The 20,181-nt window shown below is 70.5% G+C and carries 15 protein-coding genes and 1 tRNA gene; 13 read left to right on the top strand and 3 right to left on the bottom strand.

Annotated elements, in window-relative coordinates; genetic code table 11:
- Nucleotides 1–29 precede the first annotated feature (29 nt).
- From ACWDR0_RS07095 to ACWDR0_RS07085, 3 genes are read left to right on the top strand one after another with little or no spacing between them, the layout of a single operon-like run.
- Nucleotides 30–230, top strand: coding sequence for an MbtH family protein (locus ACWDR0_RS07095; RefSeq protein ID WP_456350625.1), 201 nt, complete (start codon nt 30–32; stop codon nt 228–230).
- Nucleotides 231–274: 44 nt separating this feature from the next.
- The gene (gene lat, locus ACWDR0_RS07090) at nt 275–1,603 is read left to right on the top strand and encodes an L-lysine 6-transaminase (RefSeq protein ID WP_456350624.1); all 1,329 of its coding nucleotides are present in this window, start codon (nt 275–277) and stop codon (nt 1,601–1,603) included.
- Nucleotides 1,600–2,349, top strand: a complete 750-nt coding sequence (locus tag ACWDR0_RS07085; protein ID WP_456350623.1) for a thioesterase II family protein — start codon at nt 1,600–1,602, stop codon at nt 2,347–2,349. The genes lat and ACWDR0_RS07085 overlap by 4 nt, the downstream gene beginning before the upstream one ends.
- 89 nt (nt 2,350–2,438) lie before the next feature.
- Here ACWDR0_RS07085 and ACWDR0_RS07080 read toward each other — a convergent pair whose 3' ends face one another.
- Both ACWDR0_RS07080 and ACWDR0_RS07075 read right to left on the bottom strand, forming a co-directional pair.
- Nucleotides 2,439–3,164 (bottom strand): DUF4097 family beta strand repeat-containing protein, encoded by a 726-nt coding sequence (locus tag ACWDR0_RS07080; RefSeq protein ID WP_456350622.1) that lies wholly within the window; start codon nt 3,162–3,164, stop codon nt 2,439–2,441.
- A gap of 230 nt (nt 3,165–3,394) precedes the next feature.
- Nucleotides 3,395–3,736 carry a hypothetical protein gene (locus ACWDR0_RS07075; protein WP_456350621.1) on the bottom strand — a complete coding sequence of 114 codons (342 nt, stop codon included), beginning with the start codon at nt 3,734–3,736 and terminating at the stop codon, nt 3,395–3,397.
- A 452-nt stretch (nt 3,737–4,188) separates the two neighbouring features.
- Between ACWDR0_RS07075 and ACWDR0_RS07070 the strand changes: the two genes are divergently transcribed.
- From ACWDR0_RS07070 to ACWDR0_RS07040, 7 genes are all read left to right on the top strand, one after another.
- The gene (locus ACWDR0_RS07070) at nt 4,189–4,347 is read left to right on the top strand and encodes a hypothetical protein (RefSeq protein ID WP_456350620.1); all 159 of its coding nucleotides are present in this window, start codon (nt 4,189–4,191) and stop codon (nt 4,345–4,347) included.
- A gap of 93 nt (nt 4,348–4,440) precedes the next feature.
- On the top strand, nt 4,441–4,980 hold the full coding sequence (locus ACWDR0_RS07065) for an NUDIX hydrolase (RefSeq protein WP_456350619.1): 540 nt from the start codon (nt 4,441–4,443) through the stop codon (nt 4,978–4,980).
- Nucleotides 4,981–5,092: 112 nt separating this feature from the next.
- Nucleotides 5,093–5,181: transfer RNA gene (locus tag ACWDR0_RS07060), tRNA-OTHER, on the top strand.
- 621 nt (nt 5,182–5,802) lie between these two features.
- Nucleotides 5,803–8,253 (top strand): discoidin domain-containing protein, encoded by a 2,451-nt coding sequence (locus ACWDR0_RS07055; RefSeq protein WP_456350618.1) that lies wholly within the window; start codon nt 5,803–5,805, stop codon nt 8,251–8,253.
- A gap of 321 nt (nt 8,254–8,574) precedes the next feature.
- Complete coding sequence (locus tag ACWDR0_RS07050; RefSeq protein WP_456350617.1) at nt 8,575–9,795, top strand: LLM class flavin-dependent oxidoreductase; 1,221 nt, start codon at nt 8,575–8,577, stop codon at nt 9,793–9,795.
- A 420-nt stretch (nt 9,796–10,215) separates the two neighbouring features.
- Nucleotides 10,216–12,477, top strand: coding sequence for a tetratricopeptide repeat protein (locus tag ACWDR0_RS07045; RefSeq protein ID WP_456350616.1), 2,262 nt, complete (start codon nt 10,216–10,218; stop codon nt 12,475–12,477).
- A gap of 154 nt (nt 12,478–12,631) precedes the next feature.
- Nucleotides 12,632–12,964: a hypothetical protein gene (locus ACWDR0_RS07040; RefSeq protein WP_456350615.1), complete on the top strand. Its 333-nt coding sequence runs from the start codon at nt 12,632–12,634 to the stop codon at nt 12,962–12,964.
- A gap of 160 nt (nt 12,965–13,124) precedes the next feature.
- Here the strand turns inward: ACWDR0_RS07040 and ACWDR0_RS07035 are convergent, their stop codons facing one another.
- Nucleotides 13,125–13,886 (bottom strand): nuclear transport factor 2 family protein, encoded by a 762-nt coding sequence (locus ACWDR0_RS07035; protein ID WP_456350614.1) that lies wholly within the window; start codon nt 13,884–13,886, stop codon nt 13,125–13,127.
- Nucleotides 13,887–14,097: 211 nt separating this feature from the next.
- On the opposite strand from ACWDR0_RS07035, the gene ACWDR0_RS07030 reads away from it, so the two are divergent.
- The 3 genes from ACWDR0_RS07030 to ACWDR0_RS07020 all read left to right on the top strand — a co-directional run bounded on the left by ACWDR0_RS07030 (nt 14,098) and on the right by ACWDR0_RS07020 (nt 20,024).
- On the top strand, nt 14,098–14,994 hold the full coding sequence (locus ACWDR0_RS07030) for a helix-turn-helix transcriptional regulator (RefSeq protein ID WP_456350613.1): 897 nt from the start codon (nt 14,098–14,100) through the stop codon (nt 14,992–14,994).
- Between the two features lie 186 nt (nt 14,995–15,180).
- The gene (locus ACWDR0_RS07025) at nt 15,181–18,102 is read left to right on the top strand and encodes an AfsR/SARP family transcriptional regulator (protein WP_456350612.1); all 2,922 of its coding nucleotides are present in this window, start codon (nt 15,181–15,183) and stop codon (nt 18,100–18,102) included.
- A gap of 131 nt (nt 18,103–18,233) precedes the next feature.
- A complete protein-coding gene (locus ACWDR0_RS07020) occupies nt 18,234–20,024 on the top strand; it encodes a BTAD domain-containing putative transcriptional regulator (protein ID WP_456350635.1) in 1,791 nt (596 codons plus the stop codon).
- Nucleotides 20,025–20,181 lie beyond the last annotated feature (157 nt).

Genomic DNA, 20,181 nt, shown 5'->3' with positions numbered 1-20,181 from the left:
AATCCGTAACCCTATTGAGGAGCACCGCCGTGTCCGAAGCCACGCTGTACGACGTCGTCTGCAACGACGAGGAGCAGTACTCGATCTGGGAGGCCGAACGAGACCTCCCCATCGGCTGGCACCGGAAGGGTACCCGGGGCACCCGTGAGGAGTGCCTCGCTCATATCGACCGGATCTGGAGCGATATCCGACCGCGCAGTGTCCGCGAGCGCCAGGCGCGACAGACATGACGACCCGGCACTCGCCCAGCACGGACGTACAGAGAGGAACCCCCATGAATGGCACTGGGCTCGACTACCTCCGTACCCATGTCACAGGTGACTTCAACGACATCCTGGTCGATGTTCGTGCCAGCACCGGCTGCTGGCTCGTGGACGAACGGGATGGCTCCCGATACCTCGACATGTCCATGTTCTATGCATCGGCACCGCTGGGTCACAACCACCCCGGCCTGCACGGCGACGCGGAGTTCGACGAAGCGCTGCTCGCCACCGCCCGGATGAAGCCGGCCAACCCCGATTTCGGTACCAGCGAGCAGATACGTTTCAGCACCACTTTTCTGAGCGTTCTCGGCTCGGACGACATGCCGTACGTCTTCTATATCGACGGGGGAGCTGCAGCTGTCGAGAACGCACTCAAGGTCGCCTTCGACTGGAAGACTCAGCACAATGCGGCCCGTGGGATCGCGATGCGAGGCTCCCGTGCCCTGCACCTGGAGCATGCCTTCCATGGCCGTAGCGGCTACACGATGTCACTGACGAACACCGATCCGTCGAAGACGAGGGATTTCCCGGCGTTCGACTGGCCGCGGATTCCCAGCCCAGCCGTCAACGACATGGGCCGGTGGGACGAGCCGGGCCTGCTGGCCGGGGAGCGGCAGGCACTCACCGCGGCGAAGGCCGCCTTCCGGCGCTACGCCGACGAGATTGCCTGCTTTGTCTTCGAACCCATTCAGGGTGAGGGAGGTGATCGTCATCTGCGACCGCAGTTCCTGAATGCCATGGCCGAGCTGTGCCGCTCTCACGACGCCCTCTTCGTGGCGGACGAGGTGCAGTCCGGATTCGGGATCACGGGGGATCGCTGGGCATCCGACACGCTGGGACTGTCCCCCGATCTGATTGCCTTCGGCAAGAAGACCCAGGTCTGCGGGGTGCTCGGCGGCCGCAGGGTTCGCGAGGTGGAGAGTAACGCGTTCCGTGCCTCCAGCCGCCTCAGCTCCACCTGGGGAGGAAATCTGACCGATATGGTCAGGGCCACCCGGATCCTGGAAATCGTCGAACGGGACAATCTGTTCGCCGCCGTCCGCACAACCGGGGCATTCCTGCTAGGAGGGCTGCGTGAACTCGCCGCGGACCTGCCCGAGCTGGTCAGCGACCCACGGGGCCGTGGCCTGATGTGCGCGATCACGCTGCCGTCCCGGGATGTGCGAAACCGGGTCGTGGCACGGGCTCTGACCAAGCACGGGGTCATCTTCCTCGGATCCGGCGAGCGTGAACTGCGCTGGCGGCCACCGCTGTCGGTGACCCGGGCCGATCTCACCACGGCCCTTGAGGCGCTGCGCGACGTTCTCCGGGCGGAAGCGGCGGGAGGGGCGCGGTCATGAAGCGGATTACCCGCCCGCATCCCCGGCCCTGGGCGTCAAGGCGTCTTGTCTGCCTCGGCTTCGCCGGCAGTGGCACCGTGGGATTCCGGCCCTGGGCCAGACAGTTGCCGGTCGACACCGAACTGCGGGCTCTGTGCTATCCGGGGCGTGAGCTTCGATATGAGGAAGAGATCACCGGCGGCTGGGAGGGCCTGGTCGCGGACGCCGCGGACGCCGTGCAGAACGAGGTGCGAGGACCGTACGTTCTCTACGGCCACAGCATGGGCGCCCTGGTCGCCTACGAAGTGGCCAGGGTTCTCCAGGCTCAGGGCGCCGACGGTCCGGAGGCCTTGGTGCTGTCCGGACACATCGCCCCCCAGTACTGGGCCGGGACCCGGACGGCCGCGCTCGCGGGAGCGCCGGACGCGGAGCTGTCCACCTGGCTGGAGGCCATCGGCGGCGCACCGCAAGCGGTACTGGCCGATCCGGATCTGCGCGCCATGGCGGTCGACCTGCTCCGGATGGATCTCACCGCGTACTCCTCCTACCGATACGAGCCCGGGGAGCAGCTGCGAGCCGGCATCCACCTGCTGGTCGGTGAAGCCGAGGCGAGCCCGCTGCACGAGGGGTGGTCCGAACTGACCAGCGGTCCCTGGTCGATGGCTGCACTGCCGGGCGGCCACTTCTTCACCTCGCAGATCTGGAACGCCCTGCCGCGGTATATGCCGGTCTTCGGCGCCCACGACCTGGCAGGATCCGCGAGCTGACACCCGCGGCCGCTTCTCACTGCCCGGCTTCCACCGGAACTGCCCCGGCTCACGAGCGGGACCTCCCGCTCGTGAGCCGCGGGCAACGCTCAAGCGCGCTTGACTGAAACATCCCCATTGCCGCTTGTCAGGTCGATGTGGTGTCGGCCGGAGGGGTCACTCTCGACATCGAGGTTCTCTTCCCCCTTGCCGGTCTTCACCGAGATTCGGTAACTGCTGTCAGGCAGGTGGACCGTCAGCTCCCCGTTGGAGGTCTTGGCGCGGATGTCCTGCGCCTTTCCGGGGGTCAGGGCGATGTCGCCATTCGAAGTCTCTGCGTCGATGCGGCTGCCCTGCAGATTCTTCCCCTTGATGTTTCCGTTGGAGGCCCGAGCTTTCACCTTTCCTGCGACCTCGTCCAGGGTGATATCGCCTGAGCCGGTCCTCAGATCCACTGTGCCGACCAGGGACAGTTTGACGTCCCCCCGCGACGTCTCTCCCTCGACCGTGACGCCGGCGGGAACCTCCACCGTGTAGTCCACCTTGCAGTCGTCACCGCAGCCCCGGAGTGTTAACTGTCCGTCGTTGAACCGGTGTGTAGCTCCGTCCGGTTTATCCCCATGGTAGGTGATCTTGCGGTGGATGGAGATCTTGGCGAGGTCTTCCCGGCCGCGGAGTGTGACGCTGCCGGTACCCGTGTCCAGCTGTACCGACACAACCTGTTCCTGCAACGACGCGTCGTCCTCGAAGGTTTCTCCGGGCCCGCACGCGCTGAGCCCGGCTGCGGCCAATCCACCCACCAGTACGGCCGAGAGTGAACGCAGGCGCATCGTCATATCGATGTCTCCAAGGCTTGGACGGTGGTGGTCGATATGAAGCTAGCGGCATGCGATCGTCCGCGGCGATAGTGGTACCCCCACCTTTGGGCCACCGGTTATCCCGCATACGCATTCCGTCTGCCGGTCTGCGGCTGGGACGCCGGATTCCGTCGAGCGCGCAGCCCCCTTCGTGCCGGTACCCGCAACTGAAGGCCATCTTTCGGCGGTTTCATCAAGGGTCGGTCCGCTTACCCGCGTTGCAACGGTCCGGTATCGGCTGCCTGAACCCTGTGCTGCCGGACCGCCCGGGTGCGAACCGGAAGCACTTCTTTTGCGTCTGCCGACAGTTGTTCACCGATCACCAAGCCGAATGGATTTCGGGGCAATTGTTCCCGGTTAGTCGAGTGATTTTCCTTGCCGCTTTGCGTATGCACGCAGATGAAGCCCCACCCGTGATGTCCGCAGACGGCGGCGACGGTTGCCAGGGACCGCTCGTCCTGGTCGAGGGTCCAGTACTCTGCCACACCGCCGCTGTCCAGGGCGGTGCCGTCCTCGACCTCGCGCAGATGCCCGGCGGCGATTGCTGCCACCCGGATCCCACCGTGTCCTGAGGCAGCGGCCCGGGCGGCGAGTGCGTCGACGTGGTCGCGGATCGTCCCGCCGCCACCGCACCCTCCGCATCGCGGGGCGGTCCATGACCGCCCACGCTCGGCCTCGAGGTCCTCCTCGTCCTTGGACTCCCGATCGAGTCAGATGGCGAGCGAGTCCTTCTCGCTCACAGCGGAGCCAAGCGGGCGGATGGGGCTGTCTGTGGGCAGAGGCCACCGACAGCTCGTGCAGAGCCGCTCCACGGCTTCGCCGACACCGCCACCAACGGCGAGCCGATGAACCCGCGCGAGGAACGCGGCTTCGGCCAGGCCGGCCTCTTCACCGTCAGCGGCCCGATCTGGCGGATCACCCCGCTTCCCCTCACCCCCACCGGTCGGCTCCCGATCGCCCTCGCGGGGAAGAGGAACCGGCCACGAACACGCCGATCCTGCTGGTGCAGGAACTCGACCCCTGCCAAATCTCACCGGTGATGCGCGCGACCGGCTGCCGACTGCGCCGCCACGTGCTGAACCTGCCGGACGGCTGGATCCAACACACCGGCATGAAGGAGGGCCGCAAGGTGTTCGCCCTGCCGGGGCTACCCGCCGCCTGACCGCCCGCAAGTGGACACCGTGTCCGGTTCCGGGCGGGTGAGTTCGGGGCAAGGCCCGCCCGGCACCCGCAGCCCGCCGCGATACTGGCGGCCATGACGAACACCCCTGCCACACCCGCCCCGTTCTCCCGGATCAAGATCCGGACCGGGGCGCTGGTGTTCTGCGGCGACGACGTCGCCCTCATCCGCCGCGACCGCGCCGACTCCATCCACTACACCCCACCCGGCGGCAATGTCGAACACGGCGAAGACCTCGACCAAGCTCTCGCCCGCGAGCTCGCCGAAGAACTCGGCCTGGACACGGCTGCGGCCGAGGGCGGGGACCTGATGTGGGTAGTCGACCAACGGGTGACCCGCCCGGGCCCGACCCCGCCGCCGCGCAAGCTCCACCTGATCTACCGCTTCCACATCAGCCCCGACCTCCGCGAGACCCTCGCCGAACAGGAACTCGACGAGCTCTCCGACGGCAGCCTTGAAGTCGGCGTCATCGAGTGGATCGACTACCGCAAGACCGCCGAGCTGCCGATCTTCCCGCCGATCGGCCCCGCCCTCGCAGCCCTCGCCGACCCGCACGCCGCCGTCACCAACGCGGCCCTGGACGCCGTCACCGACGCGAACTACACCTGGGTGTAGCCGGCGAACGCCTCTGTCCGTCTGTTTCGGATGACTGAGCCCGCCGGCGAGCCGGACACCTGGCGTGTCGCGTCAACCAGGCGATCCGCCCCGGCGCCAGTGCCCGTGATACCGGGAGCGGAGACTGCGGGCGCGCTTGTACTCTGACCCTCACTCCTGGGGGTCAAGGGGTCGCAGGTTCGAATCCTGTCGTCCCGACCAGCTCTTGAAGCAGGTCGCAGGCGGTATCGGAGTAATCCGGTACCGCCTTTCCGCTGTTCCCGGGAACCGGTTGGGGACCGGGCGGTCCGGCGACGCCTTCCGGGGAGGGGCGGACGCCGGACATGAACGACGCGGCACCGGAGGCGACTGCTCCGGGCGGCTGAACCGTCGGGCCGACCCCGCCCGGCGCGGACCCGCGATGGACCCGGTGATCTGCTTCGACTCTCGCTCGGATCCGGACGACACCGCGAACGGGCTGCCGGGGAGTGCTCGCCGCCGGTGAACGAGGCGAGCAGGGGCGTTCGCCGTCCGGGCGGCACGGGTGGTGCGGGCTTCATCCGGCGGAGGGGTCGGCTTCGCGTACAAGGGCGGAGGTTTTGCGCCAACTCGCCTGTTCTGCGCCCGAATTAATGTGTGACGATCTTATGTTCAAGGGGTTCACGGCGGGTTCACAGCCGATCTCGGCGCTTCACCGTTCTCTTTCCGCTTCCGCGGTCTGCCCAGGAGGTCCGATTGCAGCCCAGACGTATCTCCGCTCTCCCCCGAGCGTTACGCCGTTCCCCTCTGCTCATCGCCTTTGCCCTCGGCTCGTTGCTCGTCGGGGCCACACCATGGCTCGGCGTGGCGAATGCCGGGCCGGACGGCGGCCCCCACGGGGCGGCGCACCGGCCGGCGTCCGCACCAGCCGGCCAGCAGGCGGCGAAGGCTTCGCCGCACCACGCCGTGGCCCCGGCGAACGCCATGGAGCCCGCGGCTCCGCTACTCGACCGGACCGGATGGACCGTCACGGCGAGCGATGAGGAGACCGCCGCCGAGAACGGCCGCGCGGCCAACGTCCTCGACGGCAGCGCGGCCACCATCTGGCACAGCAGGTATGCCGGCACCCCGGCCCCGCTGCCGCACAGCATCACCATCGACATGAACCGCACGGCGGTCGTCTCCGGCCTCGTCTACCTGCCCCGCAACGACGGCCCCAACGGGCGCGTCGGCGAGTACAGCATCAGCATGAGCACGGACGGGCAGAACTGGGGCAGTCCCGTCGCCACCGGCACCCTCGCGGACGACGCCACCGCCAAGACCCTCGGATTCGCCCCGACCGGCGCCCGGTTCGTCCGCCTCACCGCTGCCACCGAGGCCGGCAACCGCGGCCCGTGGACCACCGCCGCCGAGCTCAACCTGCTCGGCGACCCGGGAACCCCGGCCGCCACCGTCGACCTGCCCCGCACCGGATGGACGGCCACGGCGAGCGATGAGGAGACCGTCGCCGAGAACGGCCGCGCGGCCAACGTCCTCGACGGCAGCGCGGCCACCATCTGGCACAGCAGGTATGCCGGCACCCCGGCCCCGCTGCCGCACAGCATCACCATCGACATGAACCGCACGACGGCCGTCTCCGCCCTCGTCTACCAGCCCCGCAACGACGGCCCCAACGGGCGCGCGGGCGCGTACACCGTTACCACCAGCACCAACGGGACCACCTTCGGCACCCCGGTCGCGGCGGGTACCTGGCGCGACGACGACACCGTCAAGACCGCCACCTTCACCCAAGCCGCGACCGCCCGCTATGTACGCTTGACCGTGACCGGCGAGGCCGGCAACCGCGGGCCCTGGACCACGGCCGCCGAGATACGCCTGAGCGGACCGGCCAATCCGGCCACCCACGGCGCCTGGGACCGGGTCACCGGATTCCCCCTCGTACCAGTAGCCACCGCCGTCCTGCCCGGCGACAAGCTCTTGGCCTGGTCGGCGTACGCGGTCGACCGCTTCGGCGGCAGCAACGGCTACACCCAGACCGCGATCCTCGACCTGAAGACGGGCAAGGTCACCCAGCGCCGCATCGACAACACCGGCCACGACATGTTCTGCCCGGGGATCGCGATGCTCGCCGACGGCCGGGTCCTGGTCACCGGCGGCAGCAACGCGGAGAAGGCCAGCATCTACAACCCGGCCACCGACACCTGGTCCACGACCAGCAATATGAACATCGCCCGCGGCTATCAGTCGATGACCCTGCTCTCCACCGGCGAGGCGTTCGTCCTCGGCGGGTCCTGGAGCGGAGCCCCCGGTGACAAGGCCGGCGAGGTCTGGTCCCCGAACACCTCCACCTGGCGCAAGCTCCCCGGCGTCCCGGCCACCACGGCCATGACCGCCGACCCGGCCGGCCCCTACCGCGCCGACAACCACATGTGGCTGTACGCCACTTCGGGCGGCAAGGTGCTCCAACTCGGCCCGAGTAAGCAGATGAACTGGATCACCACCACCGGGAACGGCAGCGTCACCCCGGCCGGCACCCGCGCCGACAGCCAGGACGCCATGACCGGCAACGCCGTCGCGTACGACATCAACAAACTGCTCACCCTGGGCGGCTCGACCGCGTACGACAACGTGCCCGCCACCCGGCGCGCGTACACCGTGAGCGTCAACGGCAGCCAGGTCCAGGCCGCGCGTACGGGCGATATGGACCAGGCCCGCGCCTTCGCCAACAGCGTCGTCATGCCCGACGGGAAGGTCGCCGTCTTCGGCGGCCAGTCGTTCCCCGTACCGTTCAGCGACGCCACCTCCGTGCTGACCCCCGAACTGTGGGACCCGGCGACCGGCAACTTCACCCCGCTCGCCACCATGGCCATCCCGCGGAACTACCACAGCGTGGCGAACCTGCTGCCCGACGGCCGGATCTTCTCCGGCGGCGGCGGCCTCTGCGGCGACTGCGCCACCAACCACGCCGACGGAGCCGTGTTCACCCCGCCGTACCTGCTCAACGCGGACGGCTCACCCAAACCGCGTCCCGCCATCACCGGCGGCGTACCGTCCCAGGCCCCCGCGGGCACCTCGCTCACGGTCACCACCGGCGGGCCGGTGGCCTCCTTCGTGCTGATGCGGGCGGCGGCCGCGACCCACTCCACCGACAACGACCAGCGACGCGTCCCCCTGACCTCCACCTCCGCGGGCACCAACACCTATACGGTCTCCATCCCGGCCGACAGAGGTGTGGTCCTCCCCGGCACCTACATGCTCTTCGCCCTCAACGCCCAAGGAGTCCCCAGCACCGCCCGCTTCATCACCATCCCCTGACCCCCACCACTCCCGACCACCATCTGAAACCCCCTCGCCCCGCCCCGTCACCGGGGCGGGGCGGGGGGCGTGCCGTGCAGGGAATCCCGTCGCCCGTCGCGCCCGTTCTCCCGTACGACCGGGATCAGGGCGAGCGTACCGACGGGATTCCTCGGGCGCCGGAGGCGGATTCGGTGGAGGTGCCGGCATCGCGCCGGGCGGGCAGGCTGTCGGCGAATGCGGAGGCCTCGACCGGAACGGCCCGGAGACTGGGCACCACGCGAGGGTGCCCTTCAGCGGTGGGTCGCCCGGCCTGTATCCGATCTGACGGAAGGACATGAGATGCGTTTCGGAGTCTTCATGGCACCGTTTCACACTGCGCGGGGACAGAACCCCCGCACTGCTTTCGCACGGGACGTGGTCACCCTTCAGCAACTCGACGAGCTCGGCTACGACGAAGCCTGGATCGGCGAACACCACTCCGGCGGATCGGAGTTGATCGCCAGCCCGGAGATCTTCATTGCGCACGTCGCAGCCCAGACCAAACACATCAAGCTGGGGACCGGCGTGCTCTCTCTGCCGTATCACAACCCACTGTGGGTGGCGGACCGTGCGATCCTGCTCGATCACCTCACCCGGGGCCGATTCATGCTCGGCCTCGGCCCCGGCGCCCTCCCGACGGACGCGACGATGATCGGCATCGACCCGGTCTCACAGAGGTCCGCGCTGGAAGAGGACACCGACGTCCTCATCCAGTTGCTCACCCAGGATGAACCCGTTACCAAGAAGACCGCCCGCTACAACCTCGTCGAAGCCAGATGTCAGTTACGCCCGTACACCACGCCCTGCTTCGAAGTCGGCATCGCGGCGATCGCCTCGCCGTCCGGCCCACGGATCGCAGGCAAGCACGGGTTGGCGCTGCTGTCCATCGGCGCGACCATGGTCGGCGACCTGGACATGCTCGCCGCGCACTGGAGCGTGATGGAAGAACGATCCGATCAGTTCGGCACCACTATTGAACGTGCCGCATGGCGACTCGTCGGACCGATGCACATCGCCGAAACGAAAGAACAGGCCTACAAGGACGTCGCGTACGGACTCGACGACTGGTGCCGCTATCTGCAGTACGAAGCTGCGGTACCGCACTTCGAGCCCGGCGGCTCGACGCTGAAGGAACGCATCGACTGGATCAACGAATCCGGCGTTGGCGTCATCGGCACACCGGACGACGCGATCCGGCACATCCGTCTGCTGCAAGAGCAGTCCCACGGCTTCGGCTGCTACCTCATGATGGCGCACGAATGGGCGAGGGCAGACGCCACCCGTCAGCACTTCGAACTGTTCGCGCAGCAGGTCGCCCCGCACTTTCAAGGCAGTCTTGAACGTCTCGACGCCGCACGAGCCCTCGCGGTCAGGCGCAGGGAGGCGCTGTACAGCCGCATGGGCGACGCGCTGGACGAGGCGAAGACCCGACATGCCGCCGAGCAGGCGGCCAGGGCCGACGGCCTGCAGCGACCCGGCCCCGACTCCGGAGAACGCGCCTCGGAGACACCTGAGCCCTGACGGTCCGCGAGAACAGAACTCCGGCGCCGGTGATCCGGGCCATGTCCGGGTGGAGGTAGCGCCGGGTCCGGGACGGGCCCCGGCGAAGGGGATGACCTCCTCCTTGTCCCCGGGCGGCCGCCGCTTCCCGGCAGTGCCGCAAATCGGCTGCCGGGCCGTAGTGTTGGCCGTGCACCGAGTCGGGTATGCCCTGGCGAAGGAGACGTTGATGTGCGGCGAGGCCGGGAGTCCGCGATCGTCGTGGTCGCAACGGCGGGGGGATCGTCTCCACGCCGTTCGTCCGGCTGCCCCGGGTCCGGCGGGATGCGGAGGTGACACCGGCAGGGGAGAGGCCGCCGGCGCCGCTACGGCCGGCACCGGCATCTACCACGACTGATCCGGCGTCCGGGCAGGATTGCGAACAAGGGAGCTCGTGCTGCCATGCTCTGGTGGAAGCGTCGCCCCCGTGCCGCGGACGGGACCGGTCATCGGGATGGTCCGGCCGTGCCCGGACCTGCCGCCGTCGGACCGGTCAGCCGTACGGGGAACGCGGACGCAACCGCCGGCAGCATAGCCAACACCGGACACCTGCACATCGACACCGCCTTCTCGGGTACTGCGCACAACGTCGTACAGGCCGAAGTCGTCAACCAGTTCACGATCAAAGCGGCCGACGCGGGTCCTCCGCCGACACCGCATCAGCTGCCGCCGCGGATTGCCGGCTTCCGCGGCCGGGCGGACGCTCTGAGCCGTCTGAACGCAGAGGCGGAGCGGTGTCTGCCGGACGGCGAGCCCGTAGTCGTGATCATGAGCGGCATGGGCGGCGTGGGCAAGACTTCGCTCGCCGTTCACTGGCTCCACTCGATCGCCGGCCGCTTTCCCGACGGTCAGCTCTATGCCGACCTGCGAGGCTTCTCGGACGGGCCCACCGCGACGGCGAGCCATGTGCTCGAACAGTTTCTGCGTGCGCTGGACGTCCCCGCCGAGAGGATCCCCGGCGACGAGGACGGCCGTGCCGCTCTCTTCCGGTCGGTCACCCACGGCCGGTCTTTCCTGCTGTTCCTCGACAATGCCCTGGATGCTCGCCAGATCCGGCCGCTGATCCCCGCGGCTTGCGCTTCGCTCACCGTGATCACCAGCAGGAGCAGGCTCACCGGACTCGCCGTCCAGCTCGGGGCGCTGCGGATCGGCCTGGAACCCTTCGACCGCCACATGGCGATCCAGATGCTCATCGGCGACCGGGAAGGCCTGCCGCAGGCGGACCTGCTGCTGGCGGACAGCATCGCCCGCACATGCGGTTACCTTCCTCTGACACTGCGGATTATTCTCGAACGGCTGAAGAGCCATCCCGGCTCGTTCGGTGACTGCGCCGCGCAGATCATCGAAGAGCTGCAGGACGCTCGTGCCGCTTTGGACACGTTCTCGCCGCTCGACGGCGATTCATCTACGGAGCTGCGGTTGGTGCTTTCCTGGTCCTATGCCGACCTTCCCCACGACCTGGCTCGGACGTTTCGGCTGCTCGGACTCCATCCCGGCGCCGACTTCAGCGCGGCCGACGCCGCCGCCCTGGTGGCCGTCGAGCAGTCCGAGGCCGTACGCCGTATGGACCGGCTGGTCGAGCTCAGCCTGCTGGAGCCATTGGACCGGTCGCGCTTCCGGTTTCACGGCCTGCTGCGGGCGTTCGCATCGGAGCGCGCTCAGGAGGACGAGACCGGTGCGGAGGTCGTACAGGCGCGACGTCGGCTGATGACGCGGTATCTCTCCCGAATCGACGCGGCTGACCGCCTGCTCGCTCCAGGGCGCCGTCATGTGCTGCCGGCCGAGGAAGCCGGTGAGGCGTTCACCTCGTACGAAGAGGCCCTCGCCTGGTGCGACTCGGAGAGGCTGAACTCCGTGGCGATGGTCCGGGCAGCCGCGGCGTACGGCGAGGACGGCCTGTGCTGGCGTATCGCCATGGCACTGATCACCCCCCTTGTCCTGGGCTCCTACCAGGCGGACCGCCATGAGGTCTGCGAGATCGGGCTGGCGGCCGCTTGCCGGGCCGGGGACCGCTGGGGTGAGGCCTGGAGTCTGATGAGCCTCGGGGGCGCGCTGCACGAACTGGGCCTGACCGACGAGGCCGCCGCGAAGGGCCGGGAGGCGGCGGCGCTATGGCGTGCACTGGGGGATGCCGAGGGTGAGGGAAAGAGCCTGAACAACCTGGGCGATGCACTGATTGCCCAGGGCCGGCTGGCGGAGGCGGCCCAGGTGATGGAGGACGCCCTGCGGATTCGCCGCTCGCTGGGAAAGCAGCGTGAGATCGCCATCTCGCTGTACCTGCTGGGAGACCTGCACGCGGCGCAGGGCAACCTGGAGGCCGCTGAGCAGAACTACCGGGAGAGCCTGGCGTTACGGGCCTCGGCCGACCGGCAGACCATGGGGTTCGCCCTCGGCGGCCTGGCCGGGGTCGCGCTGCTCCGGGGCGATCCGCAGTCCGCGCAGGCGGCCTTCGGCGAGTCGGCCGACGCACACGGAGACTCCGGCTACCTGCACGGCCAGGTCGTCGCACTGCGTTCTCGTGCGCGCTGCCTCCGCGATCTGGGGCGCACGGCCGACGCACACGCCACGATGGCAAGCGCCTTGGCTCTGCTGCAGACCGCCGGAGATCCGGCGGCCGCGGAGGTGCAGCGAGAGCTTCAGGAGTTCGGATCGAACTCCGGGTGAGGGCCGGCCCCGGACACCGGTCCTGAGCGGGCCGAAACGGTGTCCGGAAGGTGTCCTTGCACAGCGGTGAAGTTCATTCGATGCTTCTGGCAGGCATTTGCCGGTTGCCGGGAGGGGACGAGGGAGCATGTCGCGGCGCAGGAGGATCACGGTCGTGGCAGTGGCGATCATGCTGATGGCATCGACGCCGCTTTTCTGGCTCCTGGGCAGTCCCAACACGGGGCAGCTGGTGGCCGCCTCCGTCCAGGGCGCCGCGGGTGTTGCCGCCCTGCTCTGGGCCTTTCTGCAGGCCTCAAGGCCTGCCCCGCTGCCGGATTCTGTGGTGACCGGCACGGGGAATGCAAGGGCGACCGGCGGAGGCAGGGCATCAACCGGGTTGCGGCGCCGGCAGGAAGCCCGGGATGCGCCCACCCGGGTGGACCGAACCGGCGACGCCACCGCGGAGGGGCCCGGCAGCAGCGCGAATACGGGGATCGACTTCAGCTGACCGGGCCGGTACACGCCGTGCCCTCGGCCCCGGCCGCGTCTTCCCGTCGTGCACACCGACCCTGACGACGACGCGGGGCCGCCCGGGATCAGCCGGAACATCACCAGCGTCGAAGGCCCGGGCGGTGGCGCCGTCGAGCCGGCCCGCCGCGTCGCGGAGATCAGAACAGGCCGTTGGTGTGGGGGAGCGCGGCCGGGATCGGAGCGATGACGTCCCAGTGCTCGACGATCCTGCCGTCGGCCACCCGGAAGAGGTCGTAGTACGCCACCGGAACACCGAACTCGCCCTCGGACTGGACCAGGACGAACTCGCCCTCGGCGATGACCTTGTGGACGGTCTTGTAGAGGAGGTTCCTGCCCTGCCCGGCCCAGGTCGCGGCAGCCGCTCCGAAACCGGCCAGGCCGTCGGCGGCCTCCGGGTTGTGCTGGTGGTAGGTCTCGGTCGAGATGTAGTCGGTGAGCACCGAGTAGTCGGCCCCGACCAGGACCTTCCGCGCGAACTCGGCGACCAGCGCGCGGTTGGCCTCGGTCGTCTCCGGCGCGGTGACCTCGGCGGGACCGTCCGTCTGCGAGCGGCCGGAAGCGGTGTCCTCGACCACGGGGGTCAGCGCGTCCCAGTGCTCGGCGAGCCGGCCGTCGGCGTCGACGCGGAAGATGTCGAAGGTGACCAGCGGGTCTGGGCCGAAGCCGTGGTACGTGCCGTGCAGGGCCACCAGGTCGCCGTCGGCGATCACCCGGGCGCCCTCGTACCGGAAGCCCTCCGGCAGTCCGGCGACCAGCTCTCGCAGGGCCTCGGGGCCGTCGGCGGCCAGCGAGCTGTGCTGGCGGTAGTCGGCGGCGACCCAGCGGTCCACCGCACTCGGGTCCTTCCGGCCGAACAGTTCGACGGCGGCGGACAGGACGGTGTTCCTGGCGTTGCTCATGACGGGTCGTCTCCTGGGGAGGTCAGGTCGTGGACGGAAGGCTGGGCGGTCGGCGCCAATGGGAGAGTGCGGCAGCGGCGTCGGGCCCGGAAGGTGATGCGCAGGTGCGGCTTTTCTTGTCTCTTTCCGACAGTGCCTTGCTGCTGATTGGGCTGCTCTTTGCAAGTTAGCCGACATGAGCAGGGTGAATCGGATACGCTGCCGACTTACGATGGTCAAAAAGCGACACGATGCGCCTCGTGGCATCTCGGAGATCAACTTCGCCGCACCAGCCGGAAGCCCCGCAGGTGTCGAAGTGCTGCGCCTGGCGGACCTGCGGCGGCGCGTACCCGCCGAGCGGCTCGGGGCTCCCCGGCGCCCGGACTTCCATCATCTGATCACGCTCACCGGGGGAACCCTGAGGCACACGGTCGACTTCGCCGCCTGCGCACTCGACCCCGGCACCTGGCTCTGGGTACGCCCCGGTCAGGTCCAGCAGTGGGGCGACCTCTCCGAAGCCGAAGGCACCCTGATCCTGTTCCGCCGGGACTTCCTCGACCCGGCCACCACCGACGGCGCCCGACTGGAGGATCCGCACGCCCCGGTCCTGCGGCGCCCCCTTCCCGGCGATGCCGCGGCCCTGGAGCTGGCCACCGACCACCTCGCCGCCGAGTTCCTCGCCCTCGGACGACTTCCCCTGGAGGCGCACACCGCGGTCCTGCGCCATCTGCTGGCCGTCCTCGTCCTGCGGCTGGCCCACCTCACCATGCCCGCCGGCAGTCCCGCCCCCGCACCCGACGCCACGTATCTGCGGTTCCGGGACGCCGTGGAGAAGGACTTCAGCCGCACCCGCCGCGTCGAGGACTACGCCGACGCGCTCGGCTACTCGCCGCGCACCCTCTCCCGTGCCACCCTCGCCGCCGCCGGCCTCGGCGCCAAGGAGTTCATCGACCGCCGTGTCGTACTCGAAGCCAAGCGCCTGCTGGCTCACAGCGACCGGACCGCCGCCCGCATCGCCGATCACCTGGGCTTCTCCAGCGCGACCCACTTCAGCAAGTACTTCAACCAGCGCACCGGCCAGACCCCGATCGCCTTCCGCGACACGGTCCGCGGACACCCCGGGAGATGAAAGCCAGGACGGCCGCCCGGACCGCTCCGGAGTGGGGAGTGCCCCGCGGCAGGCGCACGGGAGGGCTCCTCCCGCGAGCGCCCGTCCCGACCGTCACGTTGGGCAATACTGAGCCGCCGCAGGACCGACACACGGTCGAGCGCCGTGACGGCAGCGTTTCGAGAGGAGTCCGAACGGGTGGAACCGGTGAGGTTTACGGTACTCGGGCCGGTCCGGGCCTGGCGGGCGGAAACCGAGCTCGACCTCGGACGCCCCCAGGAGCGGGCATTACTGGCACTGCTGCTGATCCGGGCCGGGCAGCCCGTCCCGTTGAGCGACCTCGTCGCCGCCCTCTGGGGGACCCGGCCGCCCCACAGCGCCGTCAACGTGATCCGCCGCCACGTCGGCTCGCTGCGCCGACTGCTGGAGCCCGGCCTCCCGGTCCGTGCCGCCGGACGCCGGCTGGTCCGGGCCCCCGGCGGCTACCGTCTGGTCACGGACGCGGACTCGCTGGACCTGCTGGCGTTCCGGCAGCTGCACGAGGAGGCCCGGCAGGCCGCCGCCCAGGACGCACCCGTGCGGGCGCTGGACCTCTTCACCGAGGCCCTGGGCCTGTGGCGCGGACCGGTCGCCGCGGGACTCGCGCCCGAGACCCGGGCGCTTCTGCCGCTGGCCGCCCTGGAGCACGAGCGCCTCGTGGCCGTACGCGAAGCCGCGGACACGGCGATCGCGGCCGGCCGGCCCGCCGCCGTCCTGCCGGACCTGCGCAGGACCGCGGTGGATCACCCGCTGGACGAGCCGGTCCAGGGCCGGCTGATGCTCGCGCTGGCCGCCACCGGCCGGCGCGCGGAGGCACTGAGCACGTACGAAACGGTCCGCGAGCGGCTCGCCGCCGAACTGGGGATCGACCCCGGACCCGAACTCCTCGACGCGCACCGCACCGTGCTCGTCGACGCCGCTCCCGCCGCTCCCGCCGCTGCCCCGTCCCGCCCGTATACGCAGACGCTGCCGACCCCCGCCCAACTCCCGCACGACCTGCCCGCGTTCACCGGACGCCGGGCGGAGCTGGACCGAGCGCTCGCCCTGTTCCCCGACGGCCCCGGCCCGGTCGCGATCGCCGCGATCAGCGGCATGGCGGGCGTCGGCAAGAGCACCTTCGCCGTTCACCTGGCCCACCGGCTGGCCGACCGCTTCCCCGACGGACAGCTCTACGTGAACCTGCGCGGCTACGACCCCTCCGGGGCGACCGTGCAGTCGGTGGACGCCGTCCGCGGCTTTCTGGACGCGCTCGGCGTACCGCCCGAGCACATCCCGCGCTGCCCGGACGCCCAGGCAGGGCTCTACCGCAGTGTCCTGGCCGGCCGGCGCGTCCTCGTCCTGGTGGACAACGCCCGCGACACGGAGCACGTACGCCCCCTGCTGCCCGGCACCTCCGGCTGCCTCACCCTCGTCACCAGCCGCAACGAACTGTCCGGTCTCGTCGCCGCGCACGGCGCCCACACGCTGACCCTGCGCCCCTTCGACGCCGAGGAGGCGCGGGAACTGCTCGCCCACCGCATCGGCGTCGAACGCGTTACCGCCGAAACCCGCGCGGTGAGCGAGATCATCCACCGCTGTGCGGGCCTGCCGCTCGCGCTGACCTGCCTCGCCGCCCGGGCCGCGGCCCGCCCGCACTTCCCGCTGTCCACCGTCGCCACCGAACTGCGCGAAGCGCACGGCAGTCTCGACGCCTTCGCCATGCCCGACGTCTCCGTCGACGTCGGTACCGTCTTCTCCTGGTCCACAGGTGCCCTGTGCGCCGACTCCGCCCGCCTCTTCCGGCTCCTCGCACTCCACCCGGGACCGGACCTCACCGCACCCGCCGCGGCCGTTCTCGCCGGGGTTCCGGTACGGCGGAGCAGAGTACTGCTCGCCGAACTCGTCGGCGCCCATCTGCTCACCGAGCACGCCCCCGGCCGCTACGCGTTCCACGACCTGCTGCGCGCCCATGCGGCCGAACTCCTCCGCACCCGGAGCACCGGCACCGAGCGCGGGGAGGCCGCCCACCGGCTGTACCAGTACTACGCGGCCACGGCGCATGCCGCCTGCGCGCTGCTGGCGCCCGCCGCGGACCCCGTACCCGACCCCCCGGGCGCCACGGCCGCCGGGGCGGTTTCCGACGACCGGAGCGCGCTGGCCTGGCTCACCGCAGAATACGCCGTGCTGCTCGCCGTAGTCGCGGCAGCTGCCGCGGCCGGCCACGACCGGACGGCATGTGGGCTCGTCTGGTCACTGGAGCCGTTCTTCGACCGCCGGGGCCACTGGCACGACGGGCTGGCCGCCCACCGCACCGCACTCGACCTGGCGCGCCGACTGGACGACCCGCCGACCACCGCCCGTGCCCTGCGCGGACTCGCCCGCGCCGAGGGCCGGATCGGCCTGCACGACCGGTCCCGGCCGCATCTGGCCGCCGCCCTGGACCTGGCCGTCGAGCTGAACGACGACATCGGCCGGGCCCACGTCCACCGCAGCCTCGGCTGGGAGAGCGACCAGCAGGGCGATATCACCGGCGCGTTGCGCCACAACCGGCTGGCGCTCGCCCTGTTCACCGGCGCCGGGCACCGGCCGGGTGAGGCTTCCGTGCTGAACTCCGTCGGCTGGTACCACGCCCGGCTCGGGGAGTACCGAGAGGCACTTCACCACTGCTACCGGGCACTGACCATGCTCCAGGAGCTAGGGGACCGTTACGGAGAAGCCGCCACCTGGGACAGCATCGCGTACGCCCACCATCATCTGGGGCGTCATCCGCAAGCTCTCGCCGGCTATCGGAACGCACTGCTCCGTTACCGTGAGCTCGGTGTGCCGTACCTGGAGGCCGAGACCCTGAAACGCATGGGCGACACCCATCTCGCGACCGGCGGCGTCGAGGCCGCCCGGGATTCCTGGGGGGAGGCGCTCACCCTCTTCACCGAATTGGGTCACCCCTTCGCCGAGCAGCTCAGCGCGCGGCTGGACGACGAGCGGAGCGGATGGGCCGACGGCAGCACGGCAGCCCGGCAGCCCGGAACAGCGCCGTCCGGCCGGCCCGATCCGAGCACGGGCAACGGGACCGGACCCATGGCGCACCCCGTTCCGGCTGAGGGCGGGTGAGCCGCGGCTCAGGATTCTTGCCTGTCCGTGCACGGTTCACGGTCCGTCGGCGCATGGCAGACCCGTCCCGCCGACCGCGCCGTACCCTTCGGACAAGAGGCGGGTCGGTCCGGACGGGGACGGCGGCGGTGATGCGGTTCGAGGTGCTGGGACCCCTGCGCGCATGGCGCGGGGAGAGCGAACTCGACCTCGGATTCCCCCGGCAGCGTGCCCTGCTCGCCCTGCTCCTGGTGCGGGCAGGCCGCCCCGTGCCGTTCGGGGAGATCGCCGATGCGCTGTGGTCCGGTCGGCCCCCCGCGAGCGCGGCCAACGCGGTACGCCGGTACGCGGGCTCCCTGCGCCGGCTGCTGGAGCCGGAGCTCGCGCCGCGCACCCCCGGCCGGCGTGTGCTGTGGCGCGGCGGCGGCTACCTGTTGCACGCCGAGAGCGCCGAGGTCGACCTGCTGCGGTTTCGCGAGCAGGCCGGACGGGGAACCCGGCTCGCCGCCGCCGGACGGCCCGACTCCGCGATACGGGAGTTCACCGAAGCGCTGGGCCAGTGGCGCGGGCCGGTTGCCGAAGGCGTACGCGAAGCGGTCCGCGCCCACCCCTGGTTCGCAGCAGTGGAACGCGAACTCGTCCGCGCCACGGCCACCGCGGCCGATCTGGCCTTGCGCCACGACGGCATCGCGCAGGTCCTGCCGAGCATCAGGAAGGCCGTCGACCTCGCCCCCCTGAACGAGCCGCTGCACGCCCGCCTGGTCCTCGGTCTCGCTGCGGTCGGGGCCCAGACGGAGGCGCTCGCCGCCTACGAGAAGGCCCGCCGTCGGCTCGCCGCCGAACTGGGTGCCGTTCCCGGCGCGGAGCTGAGCGCGGCTCACACCCGTGTACTGCGTCAGCAGGTGCGGCGGACGAGCCCATCCGTGCCCCTCCGCCCCGCTCCCGCCCAACTGCCGCCCGACCTGTCCGTGTTCACCGGCCGATCGGCGGAACTCGCCGCTCTCACCGCTGCCGCCGACGACGCCGATGGCGCGGCCGGCGCCGCGGCGGCCGTCGTCATCGGGGGAATCCCCGGCGTGGGCAAGAGCACCCTCGCCCTCCGCTGGGCACACGAGGCCGCCGCCCGCTTCCCCGACGGCCGGTTGTACGTCGAACTCGGGGGATTCGATCCCGTCCGCCAACCCCTCGACCCCGCGGAAGCCCTGCGGGGCATGCTCGTGTCGCTCGGCGTTCGCGCCGGCGGGCTACCGGACACCGAGGACGCGCTGGCCGACCTCTACCGGAAGCTGATGGCCGGACGCCGCGCACTCGTCGTCCTCGACGACGCCGCGGGAACCGATCAGGTGCGCAGACTGCTGGCTGCCGCGCCGGGCTGCCTCACCCTCGTCACCAGCAGGCATGCCCTGTCGCCCCTGGTGGCCCGCGGCGCCCGCCCGCTGCGGCTGCGCCCCCCGACCGCCCGAGAGGCGGAACATCTGCTGGTGCGGCGGATCGGAGCGGCACGGGTGGCCGAAGATCCGGCGGCGGTCCGGGAGATCGCGGACCGCTGCGGACACCTTCCGCTGGCGCTGGCCGCCATGGCCGCCCGCGCTGTGGCCCGTCCGCACTTCCCGCTCGCCGCCCTCGCCGGGGAACTCCGGTCAGGCAGTGGGCTGGACGCGTTCCCGGCCGGTGTCCGCACCACATTTCTGCGCTCGTACCGGGCGCTGCCGCCCGAGCACGCCGCACTCTTCCGGCTGCTGTCTCGGCACCCCGGCCCCGGGATCACCCCGGCGTCGGCAGCGGCACTCTCCGGACCGCCCGTCCGCGAAGCCCGCGCCCGTCTGGGCGTGCTCGCCGATGTCCACCTCCTCACCGAGGACGGGCCCGGCCGCTACGCACTCCATCCACTGCTGCGCTCGTTCGCCGCCGAACTGGCCGAGGACCACGGTTCCGACCGGTGACATCCGGCGTCACTTTTCTTGCACACCCTCCTGCCTACGCTCCTGGCGGAGTGGACGAGGCCCCCACGGCACTGCCCGGCGCCCTCGCAGAGGCGACGAACCCGCAGGTCAGAAGCCCTTCCACGCCAGGCTCCCGTTCGGACAAGCCCCGGAGGCA

Source organism: Streptomyces sp. NPDC003691 (genome assembly GCF_053981115.1).
The sequence above is the reverse complement of the archived record's forward strand: the minus strand, read 5'-3'. Positions and strand labels throughout refer to the sequence as shown.